Origin of the sequence: Jannaschia helgolandensis, from assembly GCF_900109285.1 — a bacterium.
Classification (GTDB): Bacteria; Pseudomonadota; Alphaproteobacteria; order Rhodobacterales; family Rhodobacteraceae; genus Jannaschia; species Jannaschia helgolandensis.
On sequence record NZ_FNZQ01000001.1, the window covers coordinates 412,754 to 429,539 of the forward strand.

General features: G+C 63.0%; 17 protein-coding genes. 9 read left to right on the top strand and 8 right to left on the bottom strand.

The features are described 5' to 3' along the window. Positions 1 to 13 precede the first annotated feature (13 nt). From rlmH to BMY38_RS01945, 4 genes are read right to left on the bottom strand one after another with little or no spacing between them, the layout of a single operon-like run. On the bottom strand, positions 14 to 478 hold the full coding sequence (gene rlmH / locus BMY38_RS01930) for a 23S rRNA (pseudouridine(1915)-N(3))-methyltransferase RlmH (RefSeq protein ID WP_092759255.1): 465 nt from the start codon (positions 476 to 478) through the stop codon (positions 14 to 16). 1 nt (position 479) lies between these two features. Further along, complete coding sequence (rsfS, locus tag BMY38_RS01935) at positions 480 to 950, bottom strand: ribosome silencing factor (RefSeq protein ID WP_423787128.1); 471 nt, start codon at positions 948 to 950, stop codon at positions 480 to 482. A 36-nt stretch (positions 951 to 986) separates the two neighbouring features. Further along, positions 987 to 2,324, bottom strand: a complete 1,338-nt coding sequence (locus BMY38_RS01940) for an amidase (protein ID WP_092759257.1) — start codon at positions 2,322 to 2,324, stop codon at positions 987 to 989. Continuing rightward, positions 2,296 to 3,675, bottom strand: a complete 1,380-nt coding sequence (locus BMY38_RS01945; RefSeq protein WP_092759259.1) for a mechanosensitive ion channel family protein — start codon at positions 3,673 to 3,675, stop codon at positions 2,296 to 2,298. Before BMY38_RS01945 ends, BMY38_RS01940 begins: the two co-directional genes overlap by 29 nt. A gap of 362 nt (positions 3,676 to 4,037) precedes the next feature. Between BMY38_RS01945 and leuC the strand changes: the two genes are divergently transcribed. Next, a complete protein-coding gene (gene leuC, locus BMY38_RS01950; RefSeq protein WP_092759261.1) occupies positions 4,038 to 5,459 on the top strand; it encodes a 3-isopropylmalate dehydratase large subunit in 1,422 nt (473 codons plus the stop codon). A gap of 73 nt (positions 5,460 to 5,532) precedes the next feature. Here leuC and BMY38_RS01955 read toward each other — a convergent pair whose 3' ends face one another. Beyond that, positions 5,533 to 6,669, bottom strand: a complete 1,137-nt coding sequence (locus BMY38_RS01955) for a hypothetical protein (protein ID WP_139204632.1) — start codon at positions 6,667 to 6,669, stop codon at positions 5,533 to 5,535. Between the two features lie 106 nt (positions 6,670 to 6,775). Next, a complete protein-coding gene (gene secA / locus BMY38_RS01960; protein ID WP_092759265.1) occupies positions 6,776 to 9,493 on the bottom strand; it encodes a preprotein translocase subunit SecA in 2,718 nt (905 codons plus the stop codon). Between the two features lie 181 nt (positions 9,494 to 9,674). Here secA and BMY38_RS01965 point away from each other — a divergent pair, with 181 nt between their 5' ends. From BMY38_RS01965 to BMY38_RS18540, 4 genes are all read left to right on the top strand, one after another. Beyond that, the gene (locus BMY38_RS01965; RefSeq protein ID WP_092759267.1) at positions 9,675 to 10,511 is read left to right on the top strand and encodes a peptidylprolyl isomerase; all 837 of its coding nucleotides are present in this window, start codon (positions 9,675 to 9,677) and stop codon (positions 10,509 to 10,511) included. Between the two features lie 4 nt (positions 10,512 to 10,515). Further along, positions 10,516 to 11,859: a bifunctional glutamate N-acetyltransferase/amino-acid acetyltransferase ArgJ gene (argJ, locus tag BMY38_RS01970; RefSeq protein ID WP_092759269.1), complete on the top strand. Its 1,344-nt coding sequence runs from the start codon at positions 10,516 to 10,518 to the stop codon at positions 11,857 to 11,859. 13 nt (positions 11,860 to 11,872) lie between these two features. Next, a complete protein-coding gene (gene mutT / locus BMY38_RS01975; RefSeq protein ID WP_092759271.1) occupies positions 11,873 to 12,271 on the top strand; it encodes an 8-oxo-dGTP diphosphatase MutT in 399 nt (132 codons plus the stop codon). Between the two features lie 110 nt (positions 12,272 to 12,381). Next, positions 12,382 to 12,510 (top strand): hypothetical protein, encoded by a 129-nt coding sequence (locus BMY38_RS18540; RefSeq protein WP_092759273.1) that lies wholly within the window; start codon positions 12,382 to 12,384, stop codon positions 12,508 to 12,510. A 55-nt stretch (positions 12,511 to 12,565) separates the two neighbouring features. Here BMY38_RS18540 and hemH read toward each other — a convergent pair whose 3' ends face one another. Both hemH and BMY38_RS01990 read right to left on the bottom strand, forming a co-directional pair. Beyond that, positions 12,566 to 13,618: a ferrochelatase gene (gene hemH, locus BMY38_RS01985; protein WP_092759275.1), complete on the bottom strand. Its 1,053-nt coding sequence runs from the start codon at positions 13,616 to 13,618 to the stop codon at positions 12,566 to 12,568. After that, positions 13,615 to 14,427 carry a methyltransferase domain-containing protein gene (locus BMY38_RS01990; protein ID WP_092759277.1) on the bottom strand — a complete coding sequence of 271 codons (813 nt, stop codon included), beginning with the start codon at positions 14,425 to 14,427 and terminating at the stop codon, positions 13,615 to 13,617. The genes hemH and BMY38_RS01990 overlap by 4 nt, the downstream gene beginning before the upstream one ends. Positions 14,428 to 14,443: 16 nt before the next feature. On the opposite strand from BMY38_RS01990, the gene BMY38_RS01995 reads away from it, so the two are divergent. Genes BMY38_RS01995 through BMY38_RS02010 form a run of 4 tightly spaced genes read left to right on the top strand, consistent with a single transcriptional unit; the run spans position 14,444 to position 16,773 of the window. Next, positions 14,444 to 15,187 carry a ComF family protein gene (locus BMY38_RS01995; protein WP_092759279.1) on the top strand — a complete coding sequence of 248 codons (744 nt, stop codon included), beginning with the start codon at positions 14,444 to 14,446 and terminating at the stop codon, positions 15,185 to 15,187. Between the two features lie 40 nt (positions 15,188 to 15,227). Continuing rightward, positions 15,228 to 15,485: a glutaredoxin 3 gene (gene grxC, locus BMY38_RS02000; RefSeq protein WP_092759281.1), complete on the top strand. Its 258-nt coding sequence runs from the start codon at positions 15,228 to 15,230 to the stop codon at positions 15,483 to 15,485. After that, positions 15,485 to 16,315 carry a carbon-nitrogen hydrolase family protein gene (locus BMY38_RS02005; RefSeq protein ID WP_092759283.1) on the top strand — a complete coding sequence of 277 codons (831 nt, stop codon included), beginning with the start codon at positions 15,485 to 15,487 and terminating at the stop codon, positions 16,313 to 16,315. The genes grxC and BMY38_RS02005 overlap by 1 nt, the downstream gene beginning before the upstream one ends. Then, positions 16,312 to 16,773 (top strand): MarR family winged helix-turn-helix transcriptional regulator, encoded by a 462-nt coding sequence (locus tag BMY38_RS02010; RefSeq protein WP_092759285.1) that lies wholly within the window; start codon positions 16,312 to 16,314, stop codon positions 16,771 to 16,773. Before BMY38_RS02005 ends, BMY38_RS02010 begins: the two co-directional genes overlap by 4 nt. The last annotated feature ends 13 nt before the right edge of the window (positions 16,774 to 16,786 follow it).

Below are 16,786 nucleotides of genomic sequence, written 5' to 3' on the forward strand. Positions count from 1 at the left end.
AACGATCCGGGCCTCAGACCCTATGATAAGGTGCGCCTGCCATGATGGAAGCTGCACGATACAACTGTTCCGCGACCATCACGCGGACCAGTATATGCGGCCAGACCATCCGCCCGAAGCTGATCGCCAGATCGGCACGGTTGCGGATGTCGGGGGCGATGCCGTCCGCCCCGCCGATCACGATGGCCACGTCTCGCGCGCTGTCGCGCCAGGCAGCCAGGCGGGCGGCAAAATCGGGAGAGGTCGGTTGCTCACCGCGTTCGTCAAAAATCACCAGCGCCGCGCCGGGCGGAATGGCACGGGTAATCAAGTCACCCTCGGCGGCCATCCCCGCACCTCTGGCATCCAGCTCGACGACGGTGACGGACGGCAGGCCCAGTCCGCGCCCGACCTTGGCGAAGCGATCCAGATAATCCTCCACCATCGCCAGTTCAGGCCCCTTTCGCAGGCGCCCGACGGCGATCAGATGCAGCTTCACCTCAGGCTTCGCGGCTCGGCTCGGCCGCCGGATCGAGCCACATCTTTTCGAGTTGATAGAACTCGCGCACTTCGGGACGGAAAATGTGGACGATCACATCGCCTGCATCCAGCAGAACCCAGTCGCCCTGACTTTTGCCTTCGGTACGGGCGCTGCGGCCCAGACGGGTTTTCAGCCGCTCGGACAATTTTTCGGCCAGCGCGCCGACCTGGCGGGTCGAGCGACCCGAGCAGACGACCATATGGTCCGCAACGGAGGATTTACCGGCGAGGTCGATCTGAACGATATCTTCGGCCTTTTCCTCGTCCAGAGCGGTCAGGATAAGGGCGAGCGTCTCGTCGCTGGCGGTTTTGTCCGCCGTGGGGCGGGAAGCATGGGTGTCGGCGGGCAGGGTCCGATCCTCCGGGGATATAAGGGCGGGCGCATTAAGCGCGGTCAGCCATGACGTAGCATCGGAACGCCGTCCCGACAATCGCAGCCCGCCATATGGCCCCGATAGGCGGACAGTTCAATCGACCGTTTGGTCCGGACGCCTTGCGGCCCATGGCATCCGCGCGTGCATCCGCCGGGCCAGTCCGATCAGATCCGCATCCGCGCCGCGCCGTCCGATCAGTTGAACGCCCATCGGCAGGCCGTCCTGAAACCCGACCGGAACCGAAATCGCAGGCAACCCGATCAGGGAGGCCGGGACCATCACGGCCATCCATCGGTGATAGGTGTCCATCGACTGCCCGGAAATGGCCTTGGGCCAGTCGAGCGTGGCGTCGAAGGGGAAGCACTGCGCCGACGGCAGCGCGATCACGTCAACTTCCAGCGCATCCATACGTCGAGCCCATTCGGCGCGAATGGCGCTGGCGTCAGTGACGTCGCAAAGGGTCAGGGCGCGACCCTTGGCGACCTCCCAGTGCAATTCGGGTTTGGACTGTGCGGCGAAGGCATCAGTCCAGAGTGGAGCCATCTTCTGCGCTATGGAAAACGCGCGCAGCACCGTCCACGATTGCCACAGGTCATCCGCATCTATCGGCGGATCGAGGGTTTCAGCCACCCCGTCCAATGCCACTTCGCAGAGCGACAGAACCCCGTCGTCGCAGGGAAAGCCCCCGGCCCAGTCGCCCAGCCATCCGACCCGCAACGGCCGGGCGGCGACTGGACGATAGGTCGGGGCCATGACCGACAGAAGCAGTTCCAGATCGTCGGGTGTGCGCGCCATCGGGCCATCGGTGGCCAGCGGATGCAGGATCGGATCGCCCACCGGCGCACCGCGTACGGTGCCCTGGGTCGGGCGCAATCCGAAGACATTGTTCCAGGCCGCCGGATTGCGCAGGGATCCCATCATATCGGACCCGTCGGCCAGTGCCACCAGCCGCGCGGCAAGGGCCGCGCCCGCGCCGCCCGAACTGCCGCCAGCACTGCGCGTCTTGTCCCACGGGTTCAGCGTGGTTCCGTGGACAGGATTGTAGCTGTGCGATCCAAGGCCGAACTCCGGTGTGTTGGTCTTGCCGATGACGATAGCCCCCGCCGCGCGCAACCTCGCCGCCATCGGGCCATCGGCATGCGGGACGTGATCGGCGAAGGCCGGGTGGCCATAGGTCGTGCGGATACCGGCAGTATCGGCCAGATCCTTGATCGCCATCGGCAGGCCCGACAGCGGGCCGGGACGCGGGTCCGATGCTTCGGCCAGCAGGCTGTCGCGACCGCGCAGCGAGACGACGGCATTCACGTCGCTGGCCGCGATCCGGTCCAGGGTGTCTGACATCAGGTCGCGGGGCGACAGCCGCCCGGCGCGCATCGCCGACAGCAAGTCCAGCGCGGACGGGTCAGTCGGCACCGAGGATCGCACTGTCATCCGGTCCTTCGAGCGATCCGTCGTGCGGCGTGTCGGACGCGTCGTCAGACAGCATCCGAACCTCGCGCTGCGGGAACGGTATCGAGATATCGTTTTCCCGGAACGCGTCCCACAGCGCCAGATAGACGTTGCCGCGAATATTTGTCAGCCCGTCGGTCGGGTCGGAAATCCAGAACCGCAGGATATAGTCGACCGAGGAATCCCCGAACCCCACGATATGACAGACCGGCGGCTTGGATTTCAGCACCCGCTTGGTGTCGCTGGCCGCGTCGATGGCGACCTTGCGGACCAGATGGGGATCGTCGCCGTAGGCCGTGCCGAAAAAGATATCGAGTCGGACCAGTGCGTTGGAATGGGACCAGTTGATCACGAGGCCGGTAATCAGATCCTCGTTCGGAACCAGATATTCGCGCCCGTCCCGCGTGGTGATCGACACGTAACGGGCGGTCAGTGCATTGATCCATCCGAAGGTATCGCCGATGGTGATGACGTCACCGGGTTTTATTGACTTGTCCAGCAGGATGATGACCCCGGACACGAGATTCGAGACGACCTTTTGCAACCCGAAACCCAGACCGACACCGATGGCGCCCGACAACACCGCAAGCCCGGTCAGGTCGACCCCGATGGCCTTGAGTCCCAGGAAGAATGCTCCGACATAGAGGACGATCTGCAAAAGCTTGACGACCAGCACCCGCATAGAGGGGCTGATATCTTCGTTTTTCGAGATCCTGGCGGACGTGGCGTGTGCCAGAAACCGCGCCACCGTGAACAGGATGCCGATCACCACAAGTGCGGTGATTAACCCCAGCAGCGAAATGCGGAACTCTCCGAGCTGTATGGCAAGGCCGTCCGTGATCTGTCGCGCCGTGTCCAGCGCACCCAGATAGAACAGCGTCACGTATACCAGAAGAGCCCAGTTCACGATCTTGCGCAGGAACGGGTTGCGGACCAGACGCGCGACGAAGCTGACGACCATCCAGGCCGTGCCGATAGTCGCGGCCAGCCCGACAAGATAGCTGTAGGACGGCCATCGAAACATCTGTTGCATCGTAAGATACGCGACCCAGGCGAGGGCGGCGAAGATCACGAGGCCAAGCCGGTTTCGGAAGATGACCAGCCAGCGGAGTTGCCATTTCGGCCGCCCCGTCTGTGTGCGCATCCATTCGGTCATGCGTTCGCCAGCCCAGCGGCGCAGCAGCCAGGACAGCAACATAACCCCCAGAATGATCAGGATCTGCCAGAGCTTCCAGCCACCCTGCAACAGGCCTGAAAGGAAGGTAGTGGCCGTCGACCAGCCGGTCAGCAATTCATCCCTGAGGGGGATCGTTTTCAGAATATCTTCTTCCATCCTTCTCTATGCGGCAGTTTGGACGTGCGGAGCAACAATGCCGACAGCGCCTGCGCTATTTCTCATGCTGTTTCGCCTTGAACGGTCACCGGCGTATGGGACGGCTGCGGCGTTCCGAAAGGCTCGGTCATGTGGGCCTCGCACTGTCATCAACCGAAATCCTGGATCGCTCATAACCGCGGCAAGCCTTGCAGGGGACATGTCGCCCGCGTATCTGACCGTCCATGAAACGCGTCCACGATCTGAGCGACCACGATTTCCTGCCCTGGCGGTTTTTCGGCCGCGCCCACGGGGTGACGGCGCGGCGCTGATTGCGTCCCTTTCGCCCATTTCAGACAGACACACCCGCGAGGATTTCGCACATGACCGGCCACACCACCAAAGCCCGCACGCTCTATGACAAGATCTGGGACGCCCATCTGGCGCACGAAGCCGAAGACGGCACCTGCCTGCTGTATATCGACCGGCACCTGGTCCACGAAGTGACCAGCCCGCAGGCTTTCGAAGGGCTGCGGATGACGGGCCGCACCGTGCGTGCGCCCGACAAGACCATCGCCGTGCCCGACCACAACGTCCCGACCACGCTGGACCGCGCCAACGCGGCCACCATGACCGAGGACAGCCGCATCCAGGTCGAGGCGCTGGACAAGAACGCCAAGGATTTCGGCATCCACTACTACCCCGTTTCGGATGTCCGTCAGGGCATCGTGCATATCGTCGGGCCGGAACAGGGCTGGACCCTGCCCGGCATGACCGTCGTCTGCGGCGACAGCCATACGGCAACCCACGGCGCCTTCGGTGCGCTGGCGCATGGGATCGGCACGTCGGAGGTAGAGCATGTTCTTGCGACCCAGACCCTGATCCAGCGCAAGGGCAAGAACATGAAGGTCGAGATCACGGGCAAGCTGCGCCCCGGCGTCACGGCCAAGGACATCACTTTGTCGGTCATCGGCAAGACCGGCACCGCGGGCGGCACCGGATACGTCATCGAATATTGCGGCGAAGCGATTCGCGATCTGTCGATGGAAGGCCGCATGACCGTTTGCAACATGGCCATCGAAGGCGGCGCACGCGCCGGTCTTATCGCGCCGGACGAGAAGACCTACGAATATTGCATGGGTCGCCCCCACGCCCCGAAAGGTGCACAATGGGAAGCCGCGTTGGCATGGTGGAAGACGCTCTATTCCGACGATGACGCGCAGTGGGATATGGTGGTGACCATCGCCGCCGAAGATATCGCGCCGGTCGTCACATGGGGCACGTCGCCCGAGGATGTGCTGCCGATCACCGCATCGGTCCCCGCGGCGTCGGATTTTACCGGCGGCAAGGTGGACGCGGCGCAGCGATCACTGGATTACATGGGCCTGACACCGGGCACGCCATTGTCCGAGGTCGCCATCGACACGGTATTCATCGGCTCCTGCACCAATGGCCGGATCGAGGATCTGCGCGCCGCCGCCGCGATCTTGCGTGGCAAGAAGATCAAGGACGGGTTGCGCGCCATGGTCGTGCCGGGGTCTGGCCTTGTGCGCGCGCAGGCCGAAGAGGAAGGGCTGGCGCAGGTGTTCATCGACGCAGGGTTCGAATGGCGGCTTGCCGGCTGTTCGATGTGCCTGGCCATGAACCCCGATCAACTGTCGCCGGGTGAACGCTGCGCGGCCACGTCGAACCGCAACTTCGAGGGGCGTCAGGGCCGCGGCGGACGCACACATCTGATGTCGCCCGCGATGGCAGCGGCTGCGGCAGTCACCGGCCACCTGACCGACGTGCGCGAGATGATGTGACGCGAAAGCGAGCTTGAAAAATGACAACGGGCGGCCCGATGGGACCGCCCTTTTTTCAGCCCGGTAATGTCTGTCAGTTCGAGGCGACATCGACCTGCGCGACCGGGGCCACCAGATCGCCCAGCATCACGTATTCGCCTTCTGCCTCGCAGCCCGGCATACGGAACGTCAGATTCTGCGTAATGGTGGCAATGCCCGGCGTGGCCTGTATGGTTCCGGCAACGATCTGCTGGCCGCAGTTGCTTGCCAGAACGGGGGCCTCGATGCTGATCGCGACGGCCTGGCTGGCCGGGGCTGTGTAGACGAGGGCGACGCGCGCGTCGTCAAGCGTCGCGTCGCCCAGTGTCGTCAGATAACCGCCATTTCCCGACAGGATGCGGGCGATGTTGCGCGGCGTCTCGGGCGCGATATGGCCATCGGTGCCATAGTCGGCGTCATCTTCGAAGGCGTGCAGTTCCAGCCCGACGTCGTTCTGCCAGTATAGAACCGTGCGGGCGTAATCGTCCATATCCGCAACGGTTGTGATCTGGTTGACCGGGTCGCGATCGGCGACGGCCACGGCGATGACCGCCATGGCGGAAAGTGCCGGCATCGCGACCTGCGCCATACCATTCTCATCCAGTGCGACGGCGATCTGCAAATCGCCCTGCAGGATATCGGCACGGGCAGCTCCGTCGCAGGGCGCAGCAATATACAACCCGACGATCGCGCCGGCCTGCGGTTTCGCATCGACGGTCACAGTGCAATCGGGCGTTGCAACGGCGGCCTGTGTCGGTCGCAGGTTTTCGATCTTGCGGATCGGGGCCGGTGCCAGCGTGGCAAAGGTATCGGGATCGGCGGGCAGCGATGGCAAACTGTTGGTCGCCGCGGTTACGGTGGTTGCGGAGGGATCCGGCTGTGCGCTGTCCTGCGTGGACGTGACTGCGGTCTGCTGGAGTACGGCGGACACGGGTTGAACCTCCGTAGCCAGCGCGGAGGCACGCGTGTTCGTGTCATCCGGCCCAGGCATCATCGTCAGGACGATCGCTGCACCAAGGACCGCAATGCCAAACGCGGCAAGCCGCACCGGGCTTTGCGACCGGACGGCGGCAAAAGCCGTGCCCACGACCGAAGATCGGGACGACGTGTTCGTCTTCTTGTCGCTTGATGCGGACACCGGAGGCTGCTCCGGGGCGTCATCTTCCAGCGCGTCGAATTCTTCCTGTGTCATCACATTGATCCTCGGAAACATGGCGTTTCCTTGGTGATGACAGCGGAATCAGGCGATTCTACGGAGCAGTCGCGCTGATTTCCCGACCATTGTCCCTACCCGAGCTTCAATACGCTCCGTGGCAGTGTTTGAATTTCTTGCCCGATCCGCAGGGACAGGGATCGTTGCGGCCCGGATTGCCCCATGTGGTCGGATCGTCCTCAAGGAAGCCGGGCGTGGCTTCGGACTCATCCGCACCGGGGGCGGAGGTCGATTCTGCCTCGGCGGCGGCAGGTGCGGCCTGTCCGGCGGCGGCACGTTGCTGGGCGATCATCTGTTCGATCATCGCCTTGCGCTCCTCCTCCGACAGGGGGCGCACGCGAGCCAGCTTCTTGGTCACCTCGACACGCAGGCTGTCGAGCATCGTTTCGAACAGCTGGAATCCTTCGGTCTTGTACTCGTTCAGCGGATCGCGCTGCGCATACCCGCGGAAGCCCACGACCGAGCGCAAATGTTCCAGGGTCAACAGATGCTCACGCCATTTGCCGTCGATGGTCTGCAGAAGGAACTGCTTTTCGATCTGCCGCATCTGTTCATCCCCGAAGGCCTCGGCCTTTTCGGCCATCAGCTTGTCGGTCGCCTCGTACAGGCGTTCGCGCACGATCTCCTGATCGACGCCGTCCTCGTCAGCCCATTCGATCACCGGAGCCTCGACGGCCAGGATTTCGATAACCGCAGCATACAGACCCTTGGCGTCCCACTGATCGGCATAGGACTTGGGCGGCAAGTATTCGTCCACCAGATCGTCGATCACCTGCTGGCGCATGTCCTGCGCGATCTCGGCGATGTCTTCGGCTTCCATGATTTCCAGCCGCTGCTCGAACACCGCCTTGCGCTGATCGTTCATCACGTCGTCGAACTTCAGCAATTGCTTGCGGATGTCGAAGTTGCGTCCCTCGACCTTCGCCTGCGCCCGCTCCAGCGACTTGTTCACCCATGGGTGAATAATCGCCTCGCCTTCCTTCATGCCCAGCGTATTCAGCACCTTTTCCAGACGTTCCGATCCGAAGATCCGCATCAGATCGTCGTCCAGCGACAGGAAGAATACCGACCGGCCCGGGTCGCCCTGACGACCGGAGCGTCCGCGCAACTGGTTATCGATGCGACGGCTTTCGTGGCGCTCGGTGGCCAGAACAAACAGCCCCCCGGCTTCCAGCACCTGCTTTTTTTCGTCGGCGTGTTCCGCCTCGATCCGGGTGCGGATTTCGTCAGGGTGCGCTTCGGGATCGGCGGCCAGCGCCTCCAGCACCTTCATCTCGACGTTGCCGCCCAATTGGATATCGGTCCCGCGCCCGGCCATGTTGGTGGCAATCGTGATCGCGCCCACCTTGCCCGCATCGGCGATGATCTGCGCCTCCTGCTCGTGCTGACGGGCGTTCAGGACGTTGTGGGGCAGACCTTCGGCTTCAAGCAACTGCGCCAGCATTTCGGACTTTTCGATGGACGTGGTGCCGACCAGCACCGGCTGACCCTTGGTGTGGGCGGTCTTGATCTCGGCGACCACGGCGGAAAACTTCTCCTGCGCGGTGCGATAGACCTGATCGTGTTCGTCGGCACGTGCGATCGGGCGGTTGGTCGGAACCTCGACCACGCCCAGACCATAGATCGATCCAAATTCCTCTGCCTCGGTCGCCGCCGTGCCGGTCATGCCCGCCAGCTTGGAATAAAGCCGGAAATAGTTCTGGAACGTCACCGAGGCGAGGGTCACGTTCTCCGGCTGGATCGGCACCCCTTCCTTGGCCTCGATCGCCTGATGCAGACCGTCGGACAGGCGACGACCGGCCATCATGCGGCCCGTGAATTCGTCGATCAGGACGACCTGATCGTCGCGAACGATATATTGCTGATCCTTGGCGAACAACTTGTGCGCGCGCAGACCCTGGTTGACGTGGTGGACGATGGTGGTCGATTCCGGGTCATAAAGCGACTGGCCTTGCGGCAGGATACCCGCAGACAGCAAGCGCTCCTCCAGCCATTCGTTGCCCTCGTCGGTGAAGGTGACGGAGCGTTGCTTCTCGTCCTTTTTGAAGTGCTCCTCGGTGATCTCGGGGATCAGCTGATCGACGCGCGTATAAAGGTCGCTGCGGTCTTCGGACGGGCCCGAGATGATCAGCGGTGTCCGCGCTTCGTCGATCAGGATCGAGTCGACTTCGTCCACGATGGCGAAGTTATGCCCACGCTGCGCCATCTCGGCCTTGGAGGAGCGCATATTGTCGCGCAGGTAGTCGAACCCAAGCTCGTTGTTTGTGGCGTAGGTGATGTCGGCGGCATAGGCCGCGCGCTTCTCGTCGTCGGGTTGCTGTGGGACGACGACGCCGGTGGTCAGGCCCAACGCGCCATAGACCTTGGACATCCAGTCCGCGTCACGGCGCGCCAGATAGTCATTGACCGTGACGACATGCACACCCTTGCCAGACAGCGCGTTCAGATAAGCCGGAAAGGTTGCAACGAGCGTCTTTCCCTCGCCCGTTTTCATCTCGGAAATGTTACCCTGATGCAGGAAGATGCCGCCCATCAACTGCGTATCGAAGGCCCGCAGGCCCAATGCGCGGCGAGCCGCCTCGCGGCAGTTGGCAAACGCTTCGGGCAACAGGTCGTCCAGCGACTCGCCTTTTTGCGCGCGTTCCTTGAGAGTTTCGGTCTTCGCCTTGATCTCGTCATCGGAAAGTTTCTGGAACTCCGGCTCCAGCGCATTGATCCGTTCGACCAACTTCAGCGTGCCTTTGACCTTGCGGTCGTTGGGTGTGCCGAACACCTTCTTTGCAATTGCACCAAGTCCAAGCATCAGTCGTCCCGCCTCTCGCGCCCTTGCCGACCGTGAAAAGGCCCCATATCACAGGGGCAAATCATGGGCGGGCGCGGTAAAAATAAGTCCTCGTCGCACTTAAGACCCGCCCCCACGGGTGTCAACGAACGCCCATTGGGACACAACCGAACACTGGCCTGATGGCCTGAAAGGATCACATATGAAATATCTCCTGATCGGCGCAGCCGCGCTTAGCCTCACCACGCCGGTTTTCGCCGATAGCGACACGACCGTCGACGCAGATACGGTTCTGGCGACCGTCAATGGCACCGATGTCACGCTGGGCCACGTGATTGCACTGCGCGAACGCCTGCCCGCGCAATTCCAGCAATTGGATGATGCTACCCTGTATCAGGGCATGCTCGATCAGGTGATTCAGCAGCAAGTACTGGCTGATGCCGCGACCCCGTCGAAAGCCACCGAAATCGGCAAGGAGAACGAGGTGCGCGCCTATCTCGCCAGCCGCGAAATCGACAGGCTGTCGTCAGAACCGGTCAGCGACGAAGCCCTGCAGGCGGCCTATGACGCGGAATACGGAAACATGGAGGCCCAGCCGGAGTTCAATGCCAGCCACATCCTGGTCGAGACCGAGGAAGAGGCGCAGGCCCTGATCGAAGCCCTGGACGGCGGTGCCGACTTCGCCGAACTGGCGCAGGAGAAATCCACTGGCCCGTCCGGTCCCAACGGAGGTCAGCTGGGCTGGTTCGGCCCCGGCATGATGGTTCCGGAATTCGAAAATGCCGTTGCCGGAATGGAACCGGGTGAAGTTTCAGCTCCGGTGCAGACGCAGTTCGGCTGGCATGTCATCAAGCTGAACGAGACCCGCGATCAGGACGTCCCCGAGTTGGACGAGGTCAAAGCCGAACTTGAAGCAATGGTCCGCAATGCCGCCGTGGAAGCCGAAGTAGATCGCCTGACCGGCGAAGCCGATATCAGCCGGAGCGAAGTCGAAATCGATCCTGCACTGATCCGCCAGACTGATCTGCTGGAGGAATAGTTCGATGGGCAAAGACGGGAAAAAGAAGGCTTCCAATACGGCGAAGGGTCCGAAAAAAAAGGACCTGATCGCCCGGATCGCCCAGCTGGAGGCGCAGGTGAATGGTCCCAAGGGACCGCTGACCTCGCCCCTGGCGCCCGAATTTCCCGAATTGCCCGCCATTGATGGCGTCCGCTTTGCCACGGCACAGGCGGGCGTCAAATACAAGAACCGCACCGACGTGATGCTGGCCGAAATCGCCGCCGGATCGTCGGTCGCGGGCGTCTTCACCACGTCGGCCACGAGATCGGCCGCCGTGCGCGACTGTCAGGACAAGTTGAAGAGAAAGGCCGCGTCCGGCGGTTGGGCGATTCTGGTGAATTCGGGCAATTCCAATGCCTTCACCGGGGCGGCGGGCGATCAGTCGGTTCAGGCCATCAGCACAGGGGTCAGCCATGCGCTTGGCCTGCCCGCGTCGCGGGTGTTGACCGCTTCGACCGGCGTGATCGGTCAACCCTTGCCGCACGACCGGATCACTGCGGTGCTGGACAAGCTGGCGACCAGGCTGGACGCAGGCGAGATGGGCACGGCGGCCCGCGCGATCATGACGACGGACACCTTTCCCAAGGGATCGAGCCGCACGGTCGATGTCGGCGGCAAGACCGTGACCATCGCCGGTATCGCCAAGGGATCGGGCATGATCGCCCCCGACATGGCGACGATGCTGGCCTATGTTTTCACCGACGCCGCCGTGCAGGACCGCGCCTTGCAGACCATGCTGTCGGACCTGACGAAACAGACGTTCAATGCCGTGACGGTGGACAGCGATACATCTACATCTGACACATTGATATTGGTGGCCACCGGCCACGCCGGGAACGAGCCGATCACCTCGGCGCGGACCAGGGCGGGGCGCGACTTCAAGGAGGCGCTGCATCAGGTGCTGCACGATCTGGCGTTGCAACTTGTCAAGGACGGCGAGGGCGCGACCAAACTGGTCGAAGTCCGCGTGAAGGGTGCCGCCAATGCATTGGATGCCCGTCGCGTCGCCTCGGCCATCGCCAATTCGCCACTGGTGAAGACCGCCATCGCGGGCGAGGACCCGAACTGGGGCCGCGTCGTCATGGCCGTCGGCAAGTCCGGCGCGCAGGCCGACCGCGACAAGCTGCGCATCAGTTTCGGTGATATTCTGGTCGCCGAGAACGGGCAGGTCAGCCCCGGTTACACCGAAGATGCGGGCGCGGAATATATGAAACGCGACCGTATCCTGCTGACAGTCGAGATGGGTATGGGTCAGGCCGAAGACACGATGTGGACCTGCGATCTGACCTATCGCTACATCGAGATCAACGCGGACTATCGGTCTTGATCCGGCTCCGCGGATGAAAACCGTACTGGTTTCGGCTGTCGCGCTGATTGACGTCGACGGGCGCGTACTTCTGGCACAGCGACCGGAGGGCAAGCCGATGGCGGGCCTGTGGGAGTTTCCGGGTGGTAAGGTCGAGCCGGGCGAAACCCCCGAAGCCGCCCTGATTCGCGAGTTGCAGGAAGAGCTTGGAATCGACACATGGGCCAGTTGTCTGGCACCCCTGACGTTCGCGTCACACGGATATGACGACTTTCATCTGCTGATGCCGCTGTTTGCCTGTCGCCGTTGGCTGGGACAGCCACAGGCACAGGAAGGTCAGGCTCTAAAATGGGTGCGGCCAAACGATTTACGGGATTATCCGATGCCTGCTGCCGACATTCCGCTAATCGCAATTTTGCGGGATTGGCTGTAACTTGCCTTCAACAGTTCATGATTTGAGCAAGAAATTGCCATAATTTGTCTTCCTTTGTCTATTTTATGACATAAGATCGTCCCAGTTCGCGCTCCAAAGGGGGAAACCGCATGCTCAAGACTATCGTGATCGGAAATCACCTGTCGATTCAGGGTCAACTCGTTCAAATGTTGAAGGACGGCCTGTGTCAGGTTCGTGTCGGCACCCAGATTTTTACCGGGCGTCTTATCAGCGGTTGATCCGTCCGCATGACCCCGTTCCGCGATTTGCAGATCGGGGTCATGTCACAAGGCATCAAAGCCAGCCTGACAGATTGTCGTCGATAATGTCCGACAGTGCGTCAATATGCGCGTCGTCGTCGTTCAGGCACGGAATGTAGGTGAAGCTTTCACCGCCTGCATCTTTGAAGCTTTCCTTGATCTCTTCGTTGATCTCTTCCAGCGTTTCGATGCAGTCGGCAGAAAATGCAGGCGCGATCACGGCGATCTTTTTCTTACCTGCCTTGGCCAGGCGCGCGACTTCTTCTACCGTATAGGGCTTCAACCACTCCTCGGGGCCGAACTTCGACTGGAAGGTCGTGGTGATCGCCGCCGCATCCCAACCCAGCCGTTCGCGCAGCAGGCGCGTCGTTTTCTGGCATTGGCAATGATAGGGGTCGCCCTCCATCAGATACCGTTTCGGCACCCCGTGGTAGGAACAGACCAGAATGTCGGGCTTGTCCGTGGCGGCGGCATAGGCACGCTCAACCGATTGGGCCAGGGCCTCGATATACCGAGGGTCTTCGAAATAGGCGGGCACCGTGCGGCTGCTGGGCTGCCACTTCAGTTTCATCAGCGCGCGGAAGAACTGATCGTTCGCGGTGGCCGAGGTCGCGCCCGCATATTGCGGATACAGCGGAAAGAACACGATACGGTCGCACCCGGCCTCCTGCAGCGCGCGCACCTTGTCGATGGTCGACGGCTTGCCGTAGCGCATTGCATAATCAACCATCACCCGATCCCCATGCCGGGCCTGCATCCGCGCGGCGATCTTGGCTGTTTGCGCCTTGGTGATCGTGGCCAGCGGGCTTTCCCCGGCCTCGTGATTCCAGATCGACTTGTAATTCGCGCCAGACCGGAACGGCCGCGACGTCAGGATGATGCCCTGCAACAGGGGCTGCCACAGGAACGGCGAATAATCGATGACGCGGCGATCTGACAGAAATTCGTTCAGATAGCGGCGCATCGACCAGTAATCGTATCCGTCCGGTGTGCCCAGGTTCGCGACAAGCACACCGATCTTTCCCATCCGCACCTTCGGGTGATCGACTGGGGCATGCGGCAGCGGCGTATAGGTCATGTCATTCATTCGCCTGATCCAAGTTCCGGAACCCCCAGCGCATCGGCCAGTCGGGCCTGCGCCGATCCGGGGCGGAGCGGTTTCTGTTGCGTGTCGGACGGGGCCCAGCCCGTCAGGAAGACCGTCTGGAACGTAGCCTTGATGCCATCGCCCTCGGGGAAAGCATCAGCATAGATCCGTGCCGCCCGGTCGAACAGGGCGCGCGGCGGGGTGCGGCGATGACGCGCAGCCAGGGCATTGGTTTCGCCCATGGCGCGCAGGTCGTGGGCCAGTTGTGCCAGATCACGATACCGCACCGTCAGCGTGATCGCATCCGCCACCGGCAGCGCCAGTCCCGCCCGGCCCAGCAATGCGCCCAGATCGCGGATTTCGCCCATCGGTGCGACACGTGGGCTAAGTCCGCCCAGAATCTCCGTCTCGGCCTGCGCCAGCGCGGCCCGTAATTCGGTCAGTGTCTCGCCCCCCAAGGTCGCGACCAGAAGCAAACCATCCTCGCGCAGGGCACGGCGACATTGGATCAGCTGTCCCACCGGATCATCGGCCCAATGCAGGCACATCGCGTGAATGACCAGATCATGCGCGTCGGGCGTAAGGTCCAGCACATCGCCCTCGGCCACCAATGCGGCATCGGGCACAGCCTTGGCCCAGACGTCCGGATGAGCGGTAACGATCACGGGCGATGTAAAGGTTCTGTTAACGTCTTTCAGTCTTTCCTGAACTTCCTCGATGGCGGCGGCGTGCAGGAACCATGCCGACCCGTCCGCGCGGGCGCGGTGCAGGGCAAGGCTTGAACGATCGGTCAGGGGCGGTTGAGGCATATCGGGGACTTAGGACATGGCGATCACGTTGCAAAGGGTGGCACGGCGGAGTGCTGCGGTGCTGCGCGAGGCGCTGTATCCGACGACCTGTATGATGTGCGACGAACGCGTGCAGGAAGATGGCGCGCTCTGCCCCGCATGTTGGACCGATACGCCGTTCCTGACGGGGGCCTGTTGCGATATGTGCGGCACCGGCCTGCCGGGGCAGGATGACGGCGTGGCGCGTTGCGACGATTGCCTGACGTTTGCGCGTCCATGGGACGAGGGGCGCGCGGCGCTGGCATATGGCGGTGGCGCACGGCGGCTGGTGCTGGCGCTGAAGCATGGCGACCGGACCGAACTGGCCAAGGGCGCGGCGCGCTGGATGCACCGCAGTGCCCGCGATATCCTGACACCGGAGACACTTCTGATTCCCGTGCCCGTCCATCGCTGGCGGCTGCTGCGCCGCCGCTACAATCAGGCCGCTTTACTGGCACGGCAACTGGCCCGGCTGACGGGCGGGACTTGTGCGATGATGGCTCTGACTCGCCACCGCGCAACATTGAGTCAGGATCACAGGTCCGTCCCCGACCGTTTCGCCAATATCGCCGGTTCGATCCGCTGTACGGCGGGCGCGACGGTCGCCGGGCGGCACGTCGCATTGATCGACGACGTAATGACCTCGGGCGCGACACTGGCCGCCTGTGCCGATGCGCTGCGGCAGGGCGGGGCGTCCCGCATCAGCGTGCTGGTACTTGCGCGCGTTGCGAAGGACCGCTGACCGTCTATATGCAGGGCTGACCTCTGAAGGAGCGTGAGCCATGAAAACCGTTGAAATCTATACCCAGCCGCGCTGCGGGTTCTGCACCGCCGCATTACGCCTGCTGGCCAAAAAAGGCGCGCCGGTGACCGAATTCGACGTCAGCCGGATGCCCGGCAAGCGTGCCGAAATGATGCAGCGCGCCAAGGGTCGCAGCAGTACACCCCAGATCTTCATCGGCGACACCCATGTCGGCGGCTGCGACGAGCTGTTCGCATTACAGGATGCGGGCAAGCTCGACGCGCTGTTGCAAGCCTGATGCGGGCGGGTCTTCTTCAGCTCAACGTCTCGGACGATCCGACGGAAAATCTGGCCGAGACGCTGGCACTCATGGCCGATGCGGCTGCGCAGGGCGCGGAGATCGTTCTGACGCCCGAGGTCACGAACTGCCTGTCCTTCAACCGCAGCTATCAACGCGACATCCTGCGCCCCGAGGTTCGCGACCCCACGCTGGCGGGCCTGAGAGACGCAGCTCAGGCGCATGGTATCTGGTTGCTGATCGGCAGCCTCGCCCTGCGCACGGCCGACCCGGAGGGACGCTTTGCCAACCGCTCGTTCCTGATCAACCCGGCGGGCACGATTGTCGCGCGCTATGATAAAATCCACATGTTCGACGTCGACGTGAGCGCGACCGAAAGCTATCGCGAGTCGTCCGCTTATCGCCCGGGCACCCAGGCCACCTTGGCCGATACGCCCTGGGGCAAGCTGGGAATGACGGTTTGCTATGATGTCCGCTTCCCAATGCTCTATCGCAAACTGGCGCAGGCCGGCGCGTCTTTTCTGACTATTCCCGCCGCCTTCACTGCCGTTACCGGGGCCGCCCATTGGGAGGTGCTGTTGCGCGCCCGCGCGATCGAGACGGGGTGCTTCGTCCTCGCCCCCGGACAGACCGGATCGCACGCCGTCACGCCGGACCGGACGATCCAGACGCATGGTCACTCCATGGTCGTTGCCCCCTGGGGCGAGGTTTTGCTGGACGCCGGGACCGAACCCGGGGCCTATGTCGTGGACGTCGACCCCGACGCGGTGACCGGGGCCCGGTCGCGTGTGCCTTCGCTGACCGCGGATCAAAGATGGGAAGGACCATGACCGAGGCCGCAGACGACGACGCCGACAGGCTGGCCGTGGCGCTGTTCAGCGAAATGCTGACCGCAGATCAGCTTGTGCGCGCACGTCTGACCCGCGCCCTGCCCAAGGGAATGGAGTTGTCGCATTTCATCGTGCTCAACCACCTGGCGCAGACTCCGGTGGAACGTAGCCCGACGGAACTGGCCCGCACCTTCCACCTGACGCGCGGAGCGGTGACCAATACGCTGGCGAAACTGGAATGGGCGGGGCATATCCACGTTCGACCCGACTGGGACGATGCGCGGCGCAAGCGTGTCGCCATAAGCCCGTCCGGCATTGCCGCGCGAGAAGCGGCGCTTGCCGCGATCCGCCCGATCATGGCGCAGGCGGTGCGCGAAATCGGCGAGGGCCGGACCCGCGCCGCCATTCCCGTGCTGCGCGAAATCCGACAGCGGTTCGGCGCGCCCGACGTCGAATAACCCTCAGGCGGCG

What these genes read in the sequence shown, in the direction of transcription:
- BMY38_RS01940 (WP_092759257.1), bottom strand. Translation starts at nt 2,324, where the DNA reads ATGACAGTGCGATCCTCGGTGCCGACTGACCCGTCCGCGCTGGACTTG.
- BMY38_RS01945 (WP_092759259.1), bottom strand. Translation starts at nt 3,675, where the DNA reads ATGGAAGAAGATATTCTGAAAACGATCCCCCTCAGGGATGAATTGCTG.
- leuC (WP_092759261.1), top strand. Translation starts at nt 4,038, where the DNA reads ATGACCGGCCACACCACCAAAGCCCGCACGCTCTATGACAAGATCTGG.
- BMY38_RS01955 (WP_139204632.1), bottom strand. Translation starts at nt 6,669, where the DNA reads ATGACACAGGAAGAATTCGACGCGCTGGAAGATGACGCCCCGGAGCAG.
- secA (WP_092759265.1), bottom strand. Translation starts at nt 9,493, where the DNA reads ATGCTTGGACTTGGTGCAATTGCAAAGAAGGTGTTCGGCACACCCAAC.
- BMY38_RS01965 (WP_092759267.1), top strand. Translation starts at nt 9,675, where the DNA reads ATGAAATATCTCCTGATCGGCGCAGCCGCGCTTAGCCTCACCACGCCG.
- argJ (WP_092759269.1), top strand. Translation starts at nt 10,516, where the DNA reads ATGGGCAAAGACGGGAAAAAGAAGGCTTCCAATACGGCGAAGGGTCCG.
- mutT (WP_092759271.1), top strand. Translation starts at nt 11,873, where the DNA reads ATGAAAACCGTACTGGTTTCGGCTGTCGCGCTGATTGACGTCGACGGG.
- BMY38_RS18540 (WP_092759273.1), top strand. Translation starts at nt 12,382, where the DNA reads ATGCTCAAGACTATCGTGATCGGAAATCACCTGTCGATTCAGGGTCAA.
- hemH (WP_092759275.1), bottom strand. Translation starts at nt 13,618, where the DNA reads ATGAATGACATGACCTATACGCCGCTGCCGCATGCCCCAGTCGATCAC.
- BMY38_RS01990 (WP_092759277.1), bottom strand. Translation starts at nt 14,427, where the DNA reads ATGCCTCAACCGCCCCTGACCGATCGTTCAAGCCTTGCCCTGCACCGC.
- BMY38_RS01995 (WP_092759279.1), top strand. Translation starts at nt 14,444, where the DNA reads ATGGCGATCACGTTGCAAAGGGTGGCACGGCGGAGTGCTGCGGTGCTG.
- grxC (WP_092759281.1), top strand. Translation starts at nt 15,228, where the DNA reads ATGAAAACCGTTGAAATCTATACCCAGCCGCGCTGCGGGTTCTGCACC.
- BMY38_RS02005 (WP_092759283.1), top strand. Translation starts at nt 15,485, where the DNA reads ATGCGGGCGGGTCTTCTTCAGCTCAACGTCTCGGACGATCCGACGGAA.
- BMY38_RS02010 (WP_092759285.1), top strand. Translation starts at nt 16,312, where the DNA reads ATGACCGAGGCCGCAGACGACGACGCCGACAGGCTGGCCGTGGCGCTG.